The organism is Halorientalis regularis (assembly GCF_023698535.1).
Taxonomy (GTDB): Archaea; Halobacteriota; Halobacteria; order Halobacteriales; family Haloarculaceae; genus Halorientalis; species Halorientalis regularis.
Genome location: NZ_JALJCL010000004.1, coordinates 1 through 18756, shown reverse-complemented (window position 1 = coordinate 18756; position 18756 = coordinate 1). Strand labels below are relative to the sequence as shown.

General features: G+C 58.4%; 15 protein-coding genes and 1 pseudogene. 10 read left to right on the top strand and 6 right to left on the bottom strand.

What is annotated here, in order from left to right:
- Positions 1-81: 81 nt before the first annotated feature.
- Genes MU521_RS05810 through MU521_RS05800 form a run of 3 tightly spaced genes read left to right on the top strand, consistent with a single transcriptional unit; the run spans position 82 to position 3118 of the window.
- Positions 82-1404 carry a sulfatase gene (locus MU521_RS05810; protein ID WP_092688459.1) on the top strand — a complete coding sequence of 441 codons (1323 nt, stop codon included), beginning with the start codon at positions 82-84 and terminating at the stop codon, positions 1402-1404.
- Positions 1401-2327: a polysaccharide deacetylase family protein gene (locus MU521_RS05805; RefSeq protein ID WP_092688456.1), complete on the top strand. Its 927-nt coding sequence runs from the start codon at positions 1401-1403 to the stop codon at positions 2325-2327. The genes MU521_RS05810 and MU521_RS05805 overlap by 4 nt, the downstream gene beginning before the upstream one ends.
- Complete coding sequence (locus MU521_RS05800; RefSeq protein WP_092688453.1) at positions 2324-3118, top strand: formyltransferase family protein; 795 nt, start codon at positions 2324-2326, stop codon at positions 3116-3118. Before MU521_RS05805 ends, MU521_RS05800 begins: the two co-directional genes overlap by 4 nt.
- A gap of 291 nt (positions 3119-3409) precedes the next feature.
- Here the strand turns inward: MU521_RS05800 and MU521_RS05795 are convergent, their stop codons facing one another.
- On the bottom strand, positions 3410-4516 hold the full coding sequence (locus MU521_RS05795) for a glycosyltransferase family 4 protein (protein ID WP_092688450.1): 1107 nt from the start codon (positions 4514-4516) through the stop codon (positions 3410-3412).
- A gap of 191 nt (positions 4517-4707) precedes the next feature.
- On the opposite strand from MU521_RS05795, the gene MU521_RS05790 reads away from it, so the two are divergent.
- Positions 4708-5847, top strand: coding sequence for a hypothetical protein (locus MU521_RS05790; protein WP_092688447.1), 1140 nt, complete (start codon positions 4708-4710; stop codon positions 5845-5847).
- A gap of 6 nt (positions 5848-5853) precedes the next feature.
- On the opposite strand, the gene MU521_RS05785 is transcribed toward MU521_RS05790, so the two are convergent.
- Positions 5854-6996 (bottom strand): glycosyltransferase family 4 protein, encoded by a 1143-nt coding sequence (locus MU521_RS05785; RefSeq protein WP_175452775.1) that lies wholly within the window; start codon positions 6994-6996, stop codon positions 5854-5856.
- A gap of 168 nt (positions 6997-7164) precedes the next feature.
- Between MU521_RS05785 and MU521_RS05780 the strand changes: the two genes are divergently transcribed.
- Positions 7165-8121: a glycosyltransferase family 2 protein gene (locus tag MU521_RS05780; protein WP_092688442.1), complete on the top strand. Its 957-nt coding sequence runs from the start codon at positions 7165-7167 to the stop codon at positions 8119-8121.
- A gap of 213 nt (positions 8122-8334) precedes the next feature.
- The gene (locus tag MU521_RS05775) at positions 8335-9741 is read left to right on the top strand and encodes a hypothetical protein (RefSeq protein ID WP_217630105.1); all 1407 of its coding nucleotides are present in this window, start codon (positions 8335-8337) and stop codon (positions 9739-9741) included.
- Between the two features lie 45 nt (positions 9742-9786).
- On the opposite strand, the gene MU521_RS05770 is transcribed toward MU521_RS05775, so the two are convergent.
- On the bottom strand, positions 9787-9996 hold the full coding sequence (locus MU521_RS05770) for a hypothetical protein (RefSeq protein ID WP_092688440.1): 210 nt from the start codon (positions 9994-9996) through the stop codon (positions 9787-9789).
- Positions 9997-10294: 298 nt separating this feature from the next.
- Between MU521_RS05770 and MU521_RS05765 the strand changes: the two genes are divergently transcribed.
- A complete protein-coding gene (locus MU521_RS05765; protein WP_092688437.1) occupies positions 10295-11935 on the top strand; it encodes a cytidylyltransferase domain-containing protein in 1641 nt (546 codons plus the stop codon).
- Positions 11936-11966: 31 nt separating this feature from the next.
- Entirely contained in the window at positions 11967-12995 is a 1029-nt protein-coding gene (locus tag MU521_RS05760) for an N-acetylneuraminate synthase family protein (RefSeq protein ID WP_245681143.1), read from the top strand.
- Positions 12996-13358: 363 nt separating this feature from the next.
- Here the strand turns inward: MU521_RS05760 and MU521_RS05755 are convergent, their stop codons facing one another.
- A complete protein-coding gene (locus MU521_RS05755) occupies positions 13359-14066 on the bottom strand; it encodes a phytanoyl-CoA dioxygenase family protein (protein ID WP_092688431.1) in 708 nt (235 codons plus the stop codon).
- A gap of 230 nt (positions 14067-14296) precedes the next feature.
- Here MU521_RS05755 and MU521_RS05750 point away from each other — a divergent pair, with 230 nt between their 5' ends.
- Positions 14297-15109 carry an FkbM family methyltransferase gene (locus MU521_RS05750; RefSeq protein WP_175452774.1) on the top strand — a complete coding sequence of 271 codons (813 nt, stop codon included), beginning with the start codon at positions 14297-14299 and terminating at the stop codon, positions 15107-15109.
- 13 nt (positions 15110-15122) lie between these two features.
- On the opposite strand, the pseudogene MU521_RS05745 reads toward MU521_RS05750, so the two are convergent.
- Together MU521_RS05745 and MU521_RS05740 are read right to left on the bottom strand one after the other, a co-directional pair.
- Positions 15123-15272 (bottom strand): annotated as a pseudogene (locus MU521_RS05745) (IS6 family transposase); the annotation flags it as partial.
- Positions 15273-15391: 119 nt separating this feature from the next.
- Positions 15392-17110: a carbamoyltransferase family protein gene (locus tag MU521_RS05740; RefSeq protein WP_092688425.1), complete on the bottom strand. Its 1719-nt coding sequence runs from the start codon at positions 17108-17110 to the stop codon at positions 15392-15394.
- A 539-nt stretch (positions 17111-17649) separates the two neighbouring features.
- On the opposite strand from MU521_RS05740, the gene MU521_RS05735 reads away from it, so the two are divergent.
- Positions 17650-18600 (top strand): glucosamine inositolphosphorylceramide transferase family protein, encoded by a 951-nt coding sequence (locus MU521_RS05735; protein WP_139171054.1) that lies wholly within the window; start codon positions 17650-17652, stop codon positions 18598-18600.
- Positions 18601-18756: the final 156 nt, after the last annotated feature.

The window sequence follows — 18756 nt, the reverse complement described above, 5'->3', positions numbered from 1 at the left end:
ATGCTGGACCGGCGCTCCACGTGTCGACAGACGAATGGCTTATTGCCGACCCGGTGGTTCGTAGCCAATAACGCTCGATAGATGGACTCCGTACTGCTGATAACCGTCGACTGCCTCAGAGCGGACCACGTCGGCTGTTATGGATACGACCGGCCGACGACACCTCACATAGACGCGTTCGTGGACGACGCGACATGGTTCGAAGTCTCCTACGCGAACTGTCCGGGAACGCGGTGGACACTCCAGACGATTCACACAGGATTGTACACGAACCAAATCGACGGCCTCGGAATCCCGGAAGCCGTCCCCACGCTGGCCGAACTGTTCCGCGAGGCCGGGTACGCGACCGCCGGCTTTGCAAACAACGGGTATCTCAGCCGCGACTACGGATATGATATCGGGTTCGACACCTATCTATCTGTCTCCGACTTCGCCGACGAACAGGGTATCGTCGAGAGCCTCGCCCGCGGCGTCGACAACCTGATCGGGGCCGGGTGGCTCCGGGAGCGGCTATCGAAACTCTACCGACTGTTCGAACGCGTCGCTGGCAGCGAGTTCCAGCCTAGCGTGACGGACGTGGACGTGGTCGACCACGCGGTTGACTGGCTCGACGAACAGCGACGTGCCGAGAACGATCACTTTGCCTGGATTCACCTTATGGACGCACACACGCCCTACGCCCGGTGGGACGACCACCTGAAGGCACTTCGGGGCGATGTAGACGTCGAACACGTCATCCACCCAGGTCGATCCGACGCGATCACGGTCGGCGAGGCGCCGCCACAAGCGGTGATCGACGCGTACGACGCGGGGATCCGGAGCGCCGACGAACAGATCGGTCGTCTCCTCAACCACGCGCCCGACGACGCTACCGTCATTCTGACCGGCGACCACGGCGAGGAGTTCGGGCAGTTCGAGGAGTTTCACATCGCCACGCTCCACTCGAGTTACACGCAAGTGCCGACGATCGTGCGGTCGGCTGAGCTCGATTCCGGCGTCGTCAGAGACGGTATCGCGGAACACGTCGACGTGTTCCCGACGGTACTCAACGGTCACGTACCGGAATATCCAGATCGTCCCGGGACATCACTTCCAGAAAAAGATCGCAATCTCGAAGCACCCGTCTTCTTCCAGCACGACGGGAGCTACTACGGGGTCAGACGCGGCGAATGGAAGCTCCTGACCGATACAGCGGCCGAGGAAACCGAACTCTACCACGGACCACACATGTCGACCGACGGTGCGAACGTGATCGGAGACGAACCCGAAATCGCTGCGGAACTGCGAACGCTACTGGACGATCACGCCGCTACTGGAACCGCTGCTAGGACCGACAAGCGGGGCCACGAGGGGCTCCGAGACAGCGTCGAAGAGAACTTAGAAGATCTAGGATACATCGAATGACCGCCACGGTCACGTTCAGCATCGAAGTGGAACTCGGGTGGGGGTTTCACGACATTCCGGTCGGCGACGACCTGCTCACGGACGATGGGAAGCGCGAACGAGGAACCCTGAACCGTCTGCTTGACAATCTCGACGAAACGTCGATCCCGTTCACGTTCGACGTTGTCGGGCATCTCTGTCTGGCGGCGTGTTCTGGAACTCACGATGGCCCCCATCCCGCCGGCTGGTTCGAGAGTGATCCGGGATCGACCGGCGATCGTCACCCACGGTACTACGCCCCGGAGATGGTGACGGAGATCAAGGATCGCCCCACCGATCATGAGGTATGTACACACACGTTTTCACACAGCGTCCGGACCGACGACCGCGACGAACTCGACTGGGAACTCGACCGTGTCGCGGAACTCGACCCCGGTCAGCTCTCGTCGTTCGTCGCCCCGCGACACAGTGACACAGACTACAGGACACTAGCCGACCACGGTATCGAAGTGATCCGCGTCCCGGCACAACATCCCGGTTCAACGAGAGCGCGAAAGCTGAACACTGCGTCCCGGGCGCTCCCATGGCAAGCGCCGCCGATCCGCGATCCGTCAGTCGTCAACGACATCGTCGAGACCTACAGCAGCTTCGAACCGTCGTTGACGAGCCCACTCCTTCCGAACGGTGCCCGGTCCGCACCGCTCCCGTTTCGGTTCATGCCGGTCGGCACCCGACAGCGACACCAGTTGCGGTACCTACGACGCGGCGTCAAGCGGGCCATCGAACACGACTCCGCTGTCCACTATTGGACGCACCTATACAACCTCGCGAACAGTGAACAGTTCGGGCCCGTTGTTTCTTTTCTGGAGTGGCTCGCGGAGAAGCGATCGGAGACCAACGTTCGTATCGCGACGATGAGTGAACTGGCAGGGCTGGTTCGATGACGAACACCCCACTTGATGTCGGCGTTCTGGTCGACGGTGACTCAGTTCGTGAGTGGCAGCAGCGCGTCCTCAACGTGATCGCTCACCGGGAGGACGTATCGCTCTCGATCGTAGTTCGGAACGACGCGTCAGAGAGCACCCTCCGCGCGGCAGTCGACAAGATCACCGCCGACGGGCTATGGGGCCTCGTAGTCGGCGTTCGGGACAGTCTGGTCGACCCTTGGTTCCGCCGGTCGGTCCCACTCGCCGAAGTCAGCTGTCTGGACGGTGTTCCGCGCGTCGACTGTACCCCGATGGACGCCGAGTCGTTCGGAAATGAACTCCCGACGGACGCCATCGAGTCGCTGGAGGCGGAGTGTGATCTCGCCATTCGGTTCGGGTTCGGCGTGCTTCGCGGCGCAGTTCTCGATGCTCCGGACTACGGTGTACTCAGTTTTCATCACGGTGATATCCGCGAGTACCGTGGCCGACCGGCCGGGTTCTGGGAATTCTATGACGGACGGGAAACGGCGGGCGTAACCTTACAGCGACTCACCGAAACGTTAGACGGTGGCGAGGTCGTCGCGTCGACAACTGTCGATATCGCTGACTGTCGATCGTGGACGTCCATCCAGGACCGGTTGTTCGCCCAGTCGGTACCGCTCGCAACCGACGGGTTCGACACCGTTCTCACGGGCGAGTCACCGATGGAACCATCCCACCTCGGGGAGATTCACACCGCACCGACGGCCCGAGAGATAGTGAGTGTGGGTCTCGAAACGCTTCGTAGGCAAACGAAACGGAAACAATAGTTCCCAGAGCGGGACACAGTTCGCCCGAGCGGGGTCCGAAGGAAACCTTAATCAATAGTCGGAATCCGTAGCAGTTTCATCAGACGACCTGTCCGATATCGATCCCGGCCCTCCGTATCGACCGGCGACGACCCTATCCTGAAGACTGAGTGACACGACGACGTACTGGAACGACGAGAGCGTGCTGGTGACCGGTGGTTTTGGGTTTTCTTGGGACACATCTGGTCGAGGAACACTGGTGCCGGTCCGACACTGTAGAGGTGTTCTTCCTTCGGTCTACGGAGTGTGATCTCACTGACGAGCGAGCGAGCGGGCGACTGACCGGTAGAGAGCCGCGTAGTCGGAAACGGTATCGGACAGTGGAAACGTGTTCGTCGCGCGTCGGCGTCCGGCATCCGCCAGGTCCGCTCGCTCGTCGTCATTCTCGTACAGGCGTTCGAGAGCGTTACCAAACCGGTTCCGGTCACTGGTATCAACTAGCACCCCCGCGTCACCGATGACCTCACGCAATACCGGGATGTCGTTCGCGACTACGGGCGTCCCGAGTGCCATCGCTTCGATAGCGGCCACACCGAACCCCTCGTATCGTGATGGAAAGGCAAACACGTCAAGCGATCGCAGTACCTCGTGGACCGTCTCTCGTTTCGGGAGGAAGCCGGTGAACTGCACTGACTCGGAAATACCAAGGTTATGCGCCTTGCGCTCGAGCGCGTCCAGCAACGGACCGCCACCGACGACGACCACGTGAACGGAATCGTATGCACGGACCAGGGGTGCTGCTGCTTCGAGTAGGGCGGCCTGATTCTTCTGCGGTACGAGCCTTCCCGCGGTTCCGATCAGAAACCCGTCCGGTAGTTCGGGGCGATTCTCGCCGCCCCCGACAGCCCTGACCGTCTCCAGGTCGACCCCGTTGTAGATGACGGGCACCCGTACATCGGCCAGATCCAACAATCGCCGTTCCCAGGAGGCAAAACTCTCGCGAGTGGTTTCGGAGTTCGCGACCAACGCGTCATTCAGCACGTTCGTGAACCCGTTCACCGTTCGTTTGAGGCGGCCAAAATCGTCGTGGGTGTTGTGTTCGGTCGTGACAAGCCCCAAGTCGGACAGAGACAGAAGGAGGCGGACAATCGAGCCTGTTCCCTGCGGGTGCACGTGAACGATGTCCGGGTCGATACGGCGAACGAGACGGACGAAGCGGACGTAAGCCATCGGATCTAACTGTGAGGAGGCGTCGAGGGAGTCGACGCCGACCCCGAACGACTGCGTATCGGGCGGATAAAACGAACAGACTCTTATCTCGATGTCGTCTGTCTCCCGCGCCATCGACGCGGCTATCTCAAGCGCGTTAGAGGTCTCAGTGGCCGTATTTATGAACACCAGAACCGTCCTAGAGGTCATTGCGGTGATCGTTACAGCGCCGGCCACATATTGTATGCCATTACAGGCCGAGCGGTCGAAACCGGGTCACCGAACCGACCGAAACCGAGCCGTTGGGTCCTCGGACTCGCATCGACCCTTGCAAATGGCTGACCTGGATCAGTTTCCGCCGATATGTAAAGCCTTTTGAGGACCACTGGCGTGAATTCGCTGTGTCTATCGGACGGCGATTGCTCCTCGGGAGTTTCCTGTTCCGGTTGCTCTTCCTTCCGCTCTCGCTCACGGAACTAAATCCCTACGCCCAGAACGACGCCCGGAGATTCGAGAAGCTGGCGCGACGCTTCGGGGAGACGCTCCGGCACGGGAACCTGCCCGACGTGGAGATATACACGCAGTTCATTCCGGTGATGAAGATCGGTCCGTCCGACACCGTCTGGAGTTTAGTGTTGTCGCCGTTTTGGCTGTTTCCAGGTCCGAGCGGGGTCTACGCTCGAGTGGCGTTGCTGTTTCTCGGCTCGGTTGCCGTATACAACGTTTACGCACTCGGCGTCCGGTTTCACTCACGGCGAGCCGGTCTGTTGGCCGCACTCCCCGTCGCCGCGTTCCCGAGTTTCGCCCTGAGTCACCCCACTCTGCTCCGGGAGTCGACGATCCTCTTCGCGACGACGACGCTGGTGCGGGTGTTCGCAGCGACGGCCGGGAAACGATGGCGGTTCCGCCCCGCGAGCGTCGCGATCCTGTTGGGTCTTGTGCTCGTGACGCGCCCCGATAATATCTACCCGTATCTATTCGCCATCGCCATCGGTTCGTGGATCGGCTGGACGGTTCGCCACCACGCGTACCGCACGGCCGGCGCCGTTGCCACGACCGCCGGTCTCGGTGTCGTCGCGTTCGGACGGTCGATCGTCGGGCTAGCAGTCCAGACCCTCTCGACGATACATCGACAGCGGACGAGGGGTGAGACGGCGTATCTGGAGCAATTCGTTCCCGAGACGCTCATCGAAATGGTCGTCTTCTCCTGGATCGGCGTGCTGTACTTCTACTTCACACCCTTTCCGTGGATGGTCGGCCAGCTCGAGACGCTGGTGGTTCTCGTCGAGCCACTGGTGAACCTGGCGTACGCCATCCCGGCACTCGCCGGCTTCAGGTACGTCGTCCGTCGCGACGTCGCCGTCGGTACTGGGCTCGTCGCCGGGTTCGTGGTGGTGAGCGTCTTTTATAGCATCGGCACGGTCAACGTCGGAACGGCAGTCAGAATGCGCCAGCAGTTCGTCTGGGTCCTCTACCTGTTCGGTGCGATCTACGTGATCGACCGATTCCGCTTGGCCAGCGATCGGGAAGCCACGCCGTGAGGTCGGTCACTCGACGCCGTCCGCTCGCGGATCGACGAGGGTCGCGTACAGCGACCGGATCTGGTCGGCGACGTGGTCACGTCGGAAGGGACGCACCTGTTCGACGGCCTCCCCGGCCATCCGTTCCCGTGTCGGTTCGTCGTCGAGCAGCAGTTCCATCGCGTCAGCCAGCGCGTCGACATCTCCCGGTGGCACGAGAATCCCTGAAGCGCCGTCGGCAACCTGTTCCGGGATACCTGCGACATCGGTCGCCACGACCGGGACACCCGCCGCCTGTGCCTCGGTGACGGCACGCGGGGTCCCCTCCCGGTACGACGGCAACACGAGGAGGTCGCTCCCGGCGAGCAACTTCGCTACGTCGTCTCGGTACCCGAGCAACCGGACGTGTTCGAGTCCTCGCTCGTCCACCTCGCGTTCGATGGCGTCCGTCAGCGGTCCGTCGCCGACGACAAAGAGAGCCATCGACGCGTCTATTCGCTCGACCGCGTCCAGCAGGTCGAATAGCCCCTTCCCATCGACGACTCGACCGACAAACGTGACGACTGGGTCTGTCGCGTTGGCGACGGGGTCGGACGGCGCCGCTCCAGCGAATCTCTCGACGTCGACCCCGTGATAGATCGTAACGTACTGCTCCGGCCGCCCGACTCCCCGTTCGAGGTACGCGTCCCGGATTCGATCGGACTTGACGACCAGCCGCGTCGCCATCGGTGCGGTCATCCGCTCGGCCCACAGGAGAAACCGATTCAGCAGGGCGTTGCGGTCCGCGGTGATGGGGTCGCCGTGGATCTCGTGGACGACGACCGGCGTCCGCGCTAGCCAGCCGGCGAGCCGTCCGACGACGCCCGCTTCGGTACTGTGGGTGTGGATCACGTCGACATCGTTCCGGACGAGGAAGATCGCGACCGCAAAGATGGCGATGACGGCGGCGACAGGATCGTAGTGCCGGATCGTGCGGAAAATGACCGTCCGGACGCCGCGGGTTTCGAGCGCTGTGAGGGCGTCCGGTTCGTGCGCGATGCCCGTCCCGAGGATGACGTCGTAGTCAGCATCGGCGTCGAGGAGCGCCTCGATCTCGTTTTCGGTCGTCGTCTCCGCACCACCGTCGAGATAGCGCGTTATCAGGTGCAGGACTGTCGTTTCGTCTGACATGCAGGTCCGTGTATGTCTGCACTCTCGGGTCACCATATAGGTTGACCGTTCGCGACGCCGGAGGACCTGGCGCCGAGGCGACGCGGAACGGGACGGCGACAACTGCGTGGATTTATATATCGAGGTCCGGATGTATCATAGGCGTCTGGAGGCGTGATTCGGAGACCTATGGAGGACCCATCCGTCAGTGTCGTCATCCCGACGTACAACAGAGCAAAGACGCTCGCACGCGCTGTAGATAGCGTACTGGCCCAGACAATCGACGCGTTCGAGGTGGTCGTCGTCGACGACGGGTCGACCGACGCCACGCCCGAACTGATGGCGTCGTACACGGACAACCGTGTCCGATACGTCCGCTTCGAAGAAAACCGTGGGGCAAACGCGTGTCGAAACTCGGGAATCAGGTCGTCCTCGGGGGAGTATCTGAGCTTTCTCGATTCCGACGACGAGTTTACCCCCTCACACCTGGAGAGGGTACTCGCCACACTGACGGACGCCAAAGAACGCGTCGGTGGCGTCTACACGTCACAGCGATTCACGCGGAACGGATCCACGGTGGACATCAGCGTCGCGAACGACACGCTGAGAGAGTCACAGACAGTCATCGGCGACCTCAAGATCGGGTTTTCGAATCTGACATTTCGTCGGGACGTATTCGATACGGTCGGAACGTTGGACGAGTCGCTGGGTGCGTTTCAGGACCGCGAGTTCCTGGTCCGCTACCTCGAGCGGTACGAGTTGGTCCCGGTCTCTGACGTGCTCGTGAACCGGTATCAACACGAGGACCGGGGGGAAGGGGTCGCCGAACGGATCTCGACCGATTTCGAGGAGAAACTCGACGCGCTGGAGTACCTGACCGAGAAACACGGGGAGCACTTCTCCAGACACGAACAGGCGTTCACGCACTACACGAAGGGATACCTTCACGCCAAGTTAGGAGAGTTTGACGCTGCACGACGGGAGTTCGTCTTAGCAGTCCGCAAGAACCCGGTTCGGTTCAAATACTATCTCCAGGTGGCCGCGTCCCTCCTTGGCGAGGCCGGTTTCTGGTTGATCAACGACCTCAAAACCGCCGTGGCCGGTCGGCTCAGCAGGATCAGAAAGAACCTGACCGCCAAGTCTTAGATGCCGGACCGTGCGGTGCGAGAGGGTCCGATGGGTCGGCCACCGAACCAGTCGACAGGCGTTCGATGCCGTGTCCGACCGATCGTTGATGTGTCAGATGGCTGTCGGAGCGCGGAGAATTAACCGGTGGCCCCGACGGGCCGCCCGCTGGTTGGTGCCGTAATCGTGGATGGTCGGTGTATATATACGGCCGACGGGGAACGGTTCGATACGGTGGCGAACAGCGACATAGTCGAGAGACACGAACGGTTTCTCGAACTCGAGAGCGAACACGACGTATTCGACGTTCGGGTAGACGAGATACCAGTCTGGGAACGGGTCCGGTTCGACGTTCATCAGGAAGTGCTCTTTCCCACTCGAGACGACGGGTCCGGAACCGGCGGTTCGCTCCTCGACAAGCTCGCGCCGCTCAAACTATGGGCAAAGAACGTCTTCGTTCGAAACCCGTTCACCGCCGGGGACCACGACGTGGTCTTTCTCGGACACAGTCGCCGGAAGCGACTCGAGGACGGCTACTGGTGGGACATCTACTTCGATCCCATTCACGAGGGGACGGACGTTGACACCCTCCATCTCGAACCCCCGTTCAAGAGCATCCACCGAACGCCGGCGCGAACGGAGGGACTCAGGTACACCGACCTGATCGAGTTCACCGGGTCGATCCAGCGGAGTCTGGGTCTGGCCGACGTACCGCTTCCATCCGACTCGGAACGGCGGTTGGAAGCCCTCGAGCGCTCGATCGACCGGGCGTTCGACGTCGAGAGTCGAATCCGCCAGCGGTCACGGCGACAGCTCGCGATCCGCCGCTCGCTCAAGTGGCTATATCGGGCACTCCTCAAGCGTCTCGACCCCGAGATGGTCGTCCTCGTTACGAGCTACTGGCGAGAGACGTTCGTCGAGGCCTGTCGCGAGCGGGGCGTGACCGTCGTCGAACTGCAACACGGCGTGATTCACAAGTATCACGCCGGCTATGCCTATCCCGGCGACCGGACGAAGGCGGCCTTCCCCGACTATCTGCTCACCTTCGGTGAGTTCTGGAACGACGCCGTCGAGTTTCCACTCCCGGCAGAACGAGTCATCGACGTCGGCTATCCGTACCTGGAGATGCGGCGCGACGAGTTCGACCACCTCGAACCGAAAGCGCAGGTGCTATTCGTCTCCCAACAAACGATCGGCGAACCACTCTCGAAGATCGCGGTCCGGGTGGACGAACAGGTCGACAGAGAGGTGGTGTACAAACTGCACCCGAGCACTGTCGACGACTGGAGGTCGCGCTACCCCTGGCTCGCTGACTCGGGTGTGACGGTGGTCGCCGGTGAAACCCCGTCGCTGTACGAACTCTTCGCGACGTCTGCGGCCCAGATCGGTGTCGGATCGACGGCGCTGTACGAGGGACTCAACTTCGGCCTGCCGACGTATCTCGTCGATCTCCCCGGCGTGGAGTACGTGCGGCCTCTGGTGACCGAGGGGTACGCGACGGTCGTCGATTCGGCGGACGAACTGGCGGACGCGCTCGTGACGGGGGCACAGTCGTCGGTCGAGAGCGATCGCTTCTTCGCCGACGGTGCCGTCGAGAATATCGAGACAGAACTGCGCCGAATCTGCGAGGAGCAGCGATAAGAGAACGTATTTCCGTTCAGAAGTTTGAAATATGGAAGATCGCTATCAACCGGTCGAGAATATAATGGCACCAAAGGTCAGTATCATTATCACCGCTGACAAATACGAGGCGTATCTCCTCGCTGTCTCGACAGTGCGTTCGCACAGCTCTAGGACGACTACGAGGTGGTCGTCGACGACCAGGCCGACGAGACACCCGAAATACTGGCGGCTGACTACTACACCGTCGATTAAGAGGACGAGATTCTCGATCACGTCCGACTGCTCAAGGTCAACGACGAGGTCGGACTCCCAAATCGCTGCCCGCTCGCCGCCGGCGCCATGTGTCGCCGTGAAAGAAGGAACGGTTCGGCGGCTATTCGAGGCACCCCAACTGTCAGAAATACTATCACTTCTGAGCCTGGTTCGTCGACGGGTACGATGTCCGTCATGATCGCAGGTGGTGCCCCTGGTTCCGGCAGTAACACCTGGTACCGTTGACCGTTCTCCAAAATAACAGATTGTTTATATATGTCGGAAAGACTAAACGTCGCTCTCACAGACTCCCAACAAAATGGACGAAGAGATCCTCTCTGTTATTCCAGCTAGAAAGGGGTCGAAGGGTATTCCTCGAAAGAACGTCCGAGACCTAGGAGGGAAACCGCTCATTGGACACGCTATCGAAACGAGTCACCAGGCATCACTAATTGACGAAGTAGCAATAACAACAGACAGTAGAGAGATTGCTCAGATCGGCCGACACTTCGATGCCGACGCTGTCATTGATCGACCTGCGCATCTCGCAACTGATGACGTTCCACTCGCTCCAGTCGTCAAGCACGCATTCGAGTCAGTCGACGGTGACTTCACCTACGTCCTCTGTTTCCAGCCGACGACCCCGCTTATCGAACCAGGAACCATCGATGACGGCATTCAATACGTTCTTGACCGGACTTCGGACAGCGGCGTCTTCGTCGCAGACAGTACGCATCACTACTGGAAAGAAACCGACAGTGGTTACGAACCTGTCTCCTCGGACCGGAAGAACCGCCAACAGATGGATCCGATATACGCCGAGATCGGGGTGTTCTTATCTCACAACGCTGTCATCAAGGACAGTCGCCGAATTGGCGACGATCCCACGTTTTATACTGTCAGTTCGCGAGAGGGTATCGATATCGACACTTACACGGACTGGATAACCGCAGAGAGTTACCTGGATCGTAAACAACTCGTATATCGCGTCACGGGGAACGAAGAGAACGGGACTGGTCACATCTTTCGAGGTATCACCATTGCGGACGAGCTCTTCAAACACGACATCCTCTTTGCGGTCAGCCCAAACGACGACATCGCCATCGAGAAACTCGAGGAGAACAATTACGACTATCGGGTGTTCGATGACAACGACTCGTTTTTGGCCTACGTCGGCGACGCCTCACCGTTCGTCGTCCTGAACGATATCCTAGATACAGCAGGCGACTACGTTCGATCACTGCAGGAGACAGGCGCTCGTGTGGTGAACTTCGAGGACCTCGGCGAGGGAGCCAATCACGCAGATGCTGTGATAAATGCGCTATACGAATATTCGAATCCGCCCGAGAACCATTACTACGGGTTCCAGTACTTCTGTCTCAGGGGAGAGTTCAGATTCAGCAAGCAGAAATCAGCTATCGAGTCAGTCGACCGGATCATGATCTCCTTTGGTGGCGCAGATCAGAACAACCTGACTGCACGGACACTTGAGGCAATTTCGTCAATCGATGATAGTCTACATCTCGATGTCGTGCTTGGTCTTGGGTACGGCGATAGGGGCTCACTTGAATCGATAGTTTCCAAAATTCCCGACCGACACACGGTCGAAATCAACCGAGAGGTCCAGTCGATGGCGCAACACATGGGAGCAGCGGATCTGTTAATTACCTCGAACGGCCGTACGCTCTACGAGGCTGCCTCACTGAATCTCCCAGTAATCTCGCTTGCACAGAATGCCAGAGAACAGAAACATCCCTATGCACACGTGTCACAGGGTATTTTGTCACTGGGACTGGCAGAATACGTCCTGGAAGAGAAGATCCTTGATGCAGTGATCGAGTACATCAACGAGCCTACGAAACGCGAAACGATGCGTCAAGCACTCTCCGACCACGATATCGATAATGGGATTGACCGTATCAAACAGATCATTTTCAATGAGAAATATGCAGATAGCTAATACAAAAATTGGGACTCGCTTGCAACCATATTTGATTGCAGAGATCGGGGTCAACCACTTCGATATTGCCGAACAGCGTGGCTGCTCCCCCATCGACGCCGCGAAGAAAATGATTAACGAAGCTGCTGATGCAGGTGTCGATGCTGTCAAGTTCCAATCGTACACTGCCGACCGACTAACGTCAAAGCACTCGCCGGCGTATTGGGATACAGACGAAGAGACGACGGACTCGCAGTACGAGTTGTTCCAGCAGTACGATGACTTTGGTGCCGACGAATTCGCCGAACTCGCAGACTGGACCGACGCCAACTACGATTTGGACTTTCTCTCCACCCCGTTCGATTTTCACGCCGTTGAGTATCTGAGCGAAGTGGTTCCCGCCTATAAAATCGCGAGCGCAGACATTACAAACCATCCGCTTCTGCGGGCGATTGCACGGAAGGAAAAACCGATTTTACTCTCGACAGGAGCAAGCACGATCAGCGAGATCGACGATGCCGTTCGTGTAATCGAGGACGAAACGCCCGATCCAGAACTGTGTTTGCTCCACTGTATCCTTCAGTACCCTACTACAGAGGAAAACGCAAATCTAGGGATGATCGACCATCTTTCGGAAGTATATCCAGAGTACGAGATAGGATATTCAGATCACGTACCACCCGATTCCGGAATGATCACGCTACTCAATTCGGTATTTCAGGGAGCCGACATCATCGAGAAGCACTTTACCTTGGACAAAAGTCTGGACGGTAACGATCACTATCACGCGATGGATCCTACCGACGTAAGGACGTTCCGTGAGAACACTTCTCGGATGCTGACGACGACTGGATCGTCGCGGAAAGAGCCGATTGCAGCCGAATCAGACAGTCGGACGCACGCCCGTCGGAGCTTGGTGGCCGCCAAGGATATCGAACGAGGTGCCGAGATCACTCGTGATGATGTCGCGATCAAGCGACCCGGGACGGGGATTTCACCGACAATGCTCGACGTTGTCGTGGGTCGAAAAGCCCGGAAAAAGATACCCGTGGACGCGGTTCTATCGTGGGATGTGGTCTGAAGGCCACTTGCAGTCCAGTGAACAGCAACGGACCCTGATCAATCGGGATGTTCTGTGGGTGCCCATCTGTTCCAGATACGTCCCGTGTCGAGTGCCGCTACGATGGGGCAATCTCGACAGGTCCATCCCCGTCGGCGACCGCCGGTCGTCGGTGATCGCGGAAGAGACGCCGGAGTTCGTCGAGTCTGTCCGTGGGATCGGCACGATACACGGAACGGAGGCGAGACCGAACGTCCCCCACGACGTGAATTGGACCTGAAAACGTAGATCCCTCGGAGTCTCGCCGTGACGGCTTGGCAAGCGAACGTCGCACTAGAAGTTCTGGATCGGTAGCCTTCGATCTCCTGAAATCCAGGCCGGCCGTTATCGTGGCGTATACGCCGCCGAGAGGATCATGCGTTCGCGGCCCTCCTCCTGGGGATAGCCCCGGTGGTACCCCGACTGATCGGAGATGATGAGGGTGCCCTTCGGAGCGGTGCAGTGGACGGCCTCCGATTCGTCGTAGAACACGGCGTCGGTCGACGGGTTCCCTTTGACCTTGTTTACCAGTTCGGACACTTTGACCTTGGCCAGAGACATCTGGTGGGTCCCCGGAATGTAGGTGTACGGCCCGTAGGACCTGTCCGGGACATCCGTCAGGTAGACGAAGGACTTGAACTTGTTCGTGTAGGTGTCGGCGTGAAAGCCCCGGGTGTTCGTCACCGACCGGTTCCAGTAGACGTTGATATGGTCGGCCGAGAACGTTTCGTCCGCGGCAGTACTGATGATCTCGGCGATGCTCTCGTCCTCTTTGACGTCCGCGACATCGTCGTTGACGTGGTCGACGTTGAACATGTCCCACATGCCCTCGTCGGAGCCGGATCGCTTATTCACCACCGGTCCGTCCCAGTTCCGCAAGTCTGCATAAGAAGGGTCTTCGCCAGCCACGTCGAACTCACCGCCCTCGGCCGCCTCGACGACTGATTCGTAGATCTCGTCGCAGACGTCGGCATCGAGGTAGTCGTCGATAACAACGATTCCGTCCCTGGTGAGCGTCTCCGCGTGGGAACCCGCTTGTGCTACCGTTGCCATGTCATTGAGGTGGACCAGTGCTACCATAATTGTGGTGGTGATTGTAGGGATCCGAGGATGCACGGGCACGGGCGCCGCGGCCAATGGGAGAGCGACGACATCGGCTACCCACCCGACGCGACAGACCGGGGATGTCGATGGATAAATGAACGTGGGCTACGATGAACTGTGAGATGACCTTTCAAAGCTCACTCGTATCTACCATTTCCAGACTCCGGCACAGCGCCGCGATGGAGCCGATAAAACAGGGGCTTCGGCGGCTCGGGCTGTTCGGCATCGCAAAACGCCTCTACACGACCGTCGCCGATACGGCGGTTCTCCGATCTGGAGAGTACCCAATTGAAATCGGCGACACCAGTGCCGTCTATCACGTCTCGAACCACACGGAGCTGAATCGCCTCCGCTCAATGACCGAACGGGACGTGATGGAGCAACTCCTGTCGGATCTTCGCGACGACGACGTCTTCTACGACATTGGAGCCAACGTCGGCATCTACTCGTGTCTCGTCGGCGACCGCTTGCCCGAGAACAGCGTCTACGCATTTGAGCCACATCCCGCGAACGTCGCACGCCTGAGCGAGAATCTCAGGCTAAACGGCATCCACGCCACCATCTTCCAGAAGGCACTCTCGGACAGCGAGGGCGAGGTGAACCTGTCCGTGGCCGTCGAGTCCCACACGACCGCGCCCAGCCACAACCTGCTCGAGCTGACCGAGTCCATCGAAGCCTACGGGGAGGGCAGCGCCGAACGGACCAGCGTGGATATGTTACGGGGCGACGGCCTGGTGGCAAACAGAGACGTTCCCGCGCCAACGGTCCTGAAAGTCGACGTCGAAGGGGCCGAGTACAACGTCCTGAAGGGGTTCGAAGAGACGCTGCGGCGCGATGAGTGCCGGCTCGTCTACTGTGAGGTCCATCTCCGTCACCTCCCGAAGTTCGACGCTTCAGAGGATGAGCTGCTCGATCTGCTCAAATCCTATGGGTTCGAACTGACCACCATCGACGACCGAGGGGACAAGTACCATCTCAGAGCGAGCAAGTAGCGGTTGGTAGTGCTCAAATTAGCTGATTCAAACGTAGACAACCGCCTCGATGAAGTCGTCTCCGGTCTTCTGCTTCGGCGGTGCTGAAACAGTTTGAGAACGAAGACGTACGACGTTTTACCTCTCGAAAGATGCGTTCGACGCTGTTGAGATATCCGTTGCGTACGGATGGTAACGCCCGCTCGTTATCCTGGCTGGGTCGCGCCTAACAAGTGGTGGTCGGCCCCACCGAACTGAGCTCCAGTGCAGGGCCTACCAATCCCCTTGACACGTAGATGGGGTTCATCCATCCTTTTCAATGAGGAAATCCCCGAGAGCCAAACAGTCCAGCCCCATTCCGTAGAAGTCTTTCAATGCTTCAACAGGTTCCGCAACGATAGGTTCCCCATGATCGTTGAAGGACGTGTTGAGAAGTACGGGAACACCTGTAATAGACTCGAACTCCGAAATCAGTGAGTGATACCGAGGGTTTTGCTCTTCGTTGACTGTTTGCGGACGTGTGGTCCCGTCAGCCGGGTGGACTACTGCTTGGATATCGTCTCGACAATCGGGGTCGGTATCGAAGGTTTTGATCATGAAGGAGGACTCTTCCCAGTTCTGTAGGTATTTGTCTGCCGCAGATTCCAAGAGTGAAGGTGCAAACGGGCGCCACCCCTCCCGATGTTTCACATATTTGTTGACCCGATCACGAGATGCTTCCGTCCTGGGATCGGCCAGAATACTCCGGTTCCCCAGTGCTCGTGGCCCCATTTCGAGGGCACCCTGAAACCAGCCAACTATTTTCCCGTCAGCTAGTCGCTCGGCAACGGTTTTGGTAATGTCTTCTGGCTCCGTGTATTCGACCTTGTTTTTCTCCAGGGTGGCTTCGATTGATGCGCGTTCGTAGGACGGCCCCCAGTAAGCGGTCTGCATCGGTTCGACATCAGCAGGCGATTCATCTATGAATCCACCGCCAATTGCAAGCCCCGCGTCATTTGCGACAGGTTGGATAAACACGTCTGCCTCCGGGAGTTCCATTATACGTTTGTTTAGTTTACAGTTCAACGCAACACCGCCAGAGAGAACCACGTTCGTTTCTCCGAGTTCCTCCCGGTACCGCTCTACGATAGCGACGCAGATCTCTTCGAGAAGTTTTTGAGCCGTATAGGCCAGATCTTTCTCCCACGCAGTATACGAGTCGGTTCCCCCGGAACGCTCCCGGTCAAACAGGGATTCAAGTTTCTCGACTCCACCATCATATCCGTGCTTGGTTAACGGTGTCACGTCGTGATCGGCTCCGATATCTAGCAACCTGCGTAACGGGTTTTCAATAGCGGTATTGTCGGAACCGTACGGTGCTAGACCCATAACCTTCCCTTCTCCGTTGTGATGCCGAAACCCGAGGAACTCAGTAACTATCCCGAAGAAGCGGCCGAGGCTGTTGGGAAACGTATATGTCTTCACACGTTCCAGACCGTCAGGAGTGCAGTGCCAGACGACGGTTGAATCATATTCTCCCGCACCATCGATCGTCACTCCCAGGGCACTACCAAACGGCGACGGGTGGAAGGCACTCGCCGCATGACATGCGTGATGGGGCCGAGTTGTGATAGTCGGAACCGGCCGCGAGAAATCGGCTGCGAGTCGGGCCTCGATCGACGGAATAGCTCGATATTTCCAGTCGTACAGTCGTTCAAACACTTCCAACGTGTGCCAGAATCGACCGAGAATGGAACCACTTGATACCGCATTCCGGATTTCGTAGGGGAACCGTTTCCGATACAGTTCGTGTTCGTACGGAACGATGATTTCGTCGACTTCGGGAAGTGCTATATCACATGACTCGAGACAAGATCTGATCGCGTTCGTAGGAAAACTGTTCGGCGCGTGCTTCTCACGAGTGAAACGCTCTTCTTCTACCTCATGAACGAGTTCGCCATTACGGAAAATCACAGCACTCGAATCATGCGTTCCGTAGACTGATGTCGAGGGTTTAAAAGATAGTTTGTATTCATCACCCATGGATATATGCCCATGTCATAGAACAGGTATTTAATACCAGTGCAAGGCCATCACCCTCAGCGTGTTCGACTTCGACTCGCCGATACTGGGGTTGGGGTCTGACCCGCGCTACGAGGGGTTTTTGCCGCTTCACAGACACCGAAGAGAGCTTCAGACACTACTGGAATCGGGTGCTCGGGACAAAGTCAGTGAGCAGGTCGTTAAGCTAACTCACACGGCGAGTGGTTCACCGCTGCAGTGAGTCGACTCCGGGCAGAGCGGCTGATACGAATGAAAACGCCGGTAGAAACTCGTCGAAACCGGACTCGTGTGCGGAATTCGTCGGCTGCTCGTCACCGGTCTCTTCAGACAGCGGACCCAGATCGATCTCGTTGCTCACGCCCGCGCGGTGTCTTTATCAACTCGAAACGCCACTGGCAGGATGTTTGAGCGTGCTCCGAACATTTCTCGGCGATACGGCCACTGTTCGTGCTATGTACAACAATTTAAAGAGTCGCTACTGTCGGATCTATCGATGTATAAATCGCAACAGAGACGTGGTGCCCGAGCCGATGTCTCGAACTCCCGACCTAGAAACTGGCGACACGACGCCGTACGTAGAGTCATCATTACCTGACGAGACGCGGCTGGTCGGCCATCCCGACGCATCGAATCCCGTGCTCACGAAGGACGACGTCGACGACGCAGTTGCTTCGTTCGTCGCCGACCCGTTTCTCGTCTACGAGGGTGGTATATACCACCTGTTCTTCGAGATAAAGAACGTGGTAGGTGAGGTATTTATCGGCCACGCCTACAGCGAGGATGGAATCGACTACGAGTACAATAAGATCGTGATCGACCCCACTACGGCCCAACACACGTACCCGCACGTGTTTCGATACGATGGCTCGTGGCTCATGGTCCCGTCACCTGGACCGGACGTCGCCGGCGAATGCAGGATATACCGGGCGGTCGACTTTCCGACGTCGTGGGAACTGGAGTCCGTGCCGATCCCCACAGGCGTCCGTGTGGACCCGACACCGATTAGACACGATGGCACGTGGTACGTCATTCATCAAGACATGGACAGCCTGGACATCGGATTGAAATATTCCGACTCGCTGTTCGACGAGGGGTGGGAGGACCACCCCGATAACCCGATATTCACGAACGACAGGTCGGTCGTGTCCCAGTCACCGTTCGGGAAGGCGAACATGGCGCCATCTGGCCGGCCATTGTATCGATCCGATAGCATCGACGTGTTTTATCGGTCGTATCTGGAGCGGGAGGTCAGCCAATATCGGATCGAACGACTGTCCCCTGATGCGTTCCAGCAACGACTGGTCGAACAGTCGATCTTTCGGAAGATGGAGAGAGACGACTGGAACCGCAAGTTTATGCATACCGTCAACCCAGTGTACCCCTGGTCCCCCGACCGGAACATGGTCGCCGTCGACGGATTGAGTGCCGATTCCAGTACGTACAGTATCGGTATCTGTTCGTTCGAGTGACGCGTTACCGACTGCGGTTCTCCACAACGGGCTGTGTTGAATCACTAGACGGCGTCGGGATAGGTCGCTAAATCGAAGGAGTTGAAGCGGGAGACTTCAGTTGTCTATGACCCAAATCTCCCGCTTCACTAGCGAAATCGTCCCGATTTCTCAAAG

What these genes read in the sequence shown, in the direction of transcription:
- MU521_RS05810 (WP_092688459.1), top strand. Translation starts at nt 82, where the DNA reads ATGGACTCCGTACTGCTGATAACCGTCGACTGCCTCAGAGCGGACCAC.
- MU521_RS05805 (WP_092688456.1), top strand. Translation starts at nt 1,401, where the DNA reads ATGACCGCCACGGTCACGTTCAGCATCGAAGTGGAACTCGGGTGGGGG.
- MU521_RS05800 (WP_092688453.1), top strand. Translation starts at nt 2,324, where the DNA reads ATGACGAACACCCCACTTGATGTCGGCGTTCTGGTCGACGGTGACTCA.
- MU521_RS05795 (WP_092688450.1), bottom strand. Translation starts at nt 4,516, where the DNA reads ATGACCTCTAGGACGGTTCTGGTGTTCATAAATACGGCCACTGAGACC.
- MU521_RS05785 (WP_175452775.1), bottom strand. Translation starts at nt 6,996, where the DNA reads ATGTCAGACGAAACGACAGTCCTGCACCTGATAACGCGCTATCTCGAC.
- MU521_RS05780 (WP_092688442.1), top strand. Translation starts at nt 7,165, where the DNA reads ATGGAGGACCCATCCGTCAGTGTCGTCATCCCGACGTACAACAGAGCA.
- MU521_RS05765 (WP_092688437.1), top strand. Translation starts at nt 10,295, where the DNA reads ATGGACGAAGAGATCCTCTCTGTTATTCCAGCTAGAAAGGGGTCGAAG.
- MU521_RS05755 (WP_092688431.1), bottom strand. Translation starts at nt 14,066, where the DNA reads ATGGCAACGGTAGCACAAGCGGGTTCCCACGCGGAGACGCTCACCAGG.
- MU521_RS05750 (WP_175452774.1), top strand. Translation starts at nt 14,297, where the DNA reads ATGGAGCCGATAAAACAGGGGCTTCGGCGGCTCGGGCTGTTCGGCATC.
- MU521_RS05740 (WP_092688425.1), bottom strand. Translation starts at nt 17,110, where the DNA reads ATGGGTGATGAATACAAACTATCTTTTAAACCCTCGACATCAGTCTAC.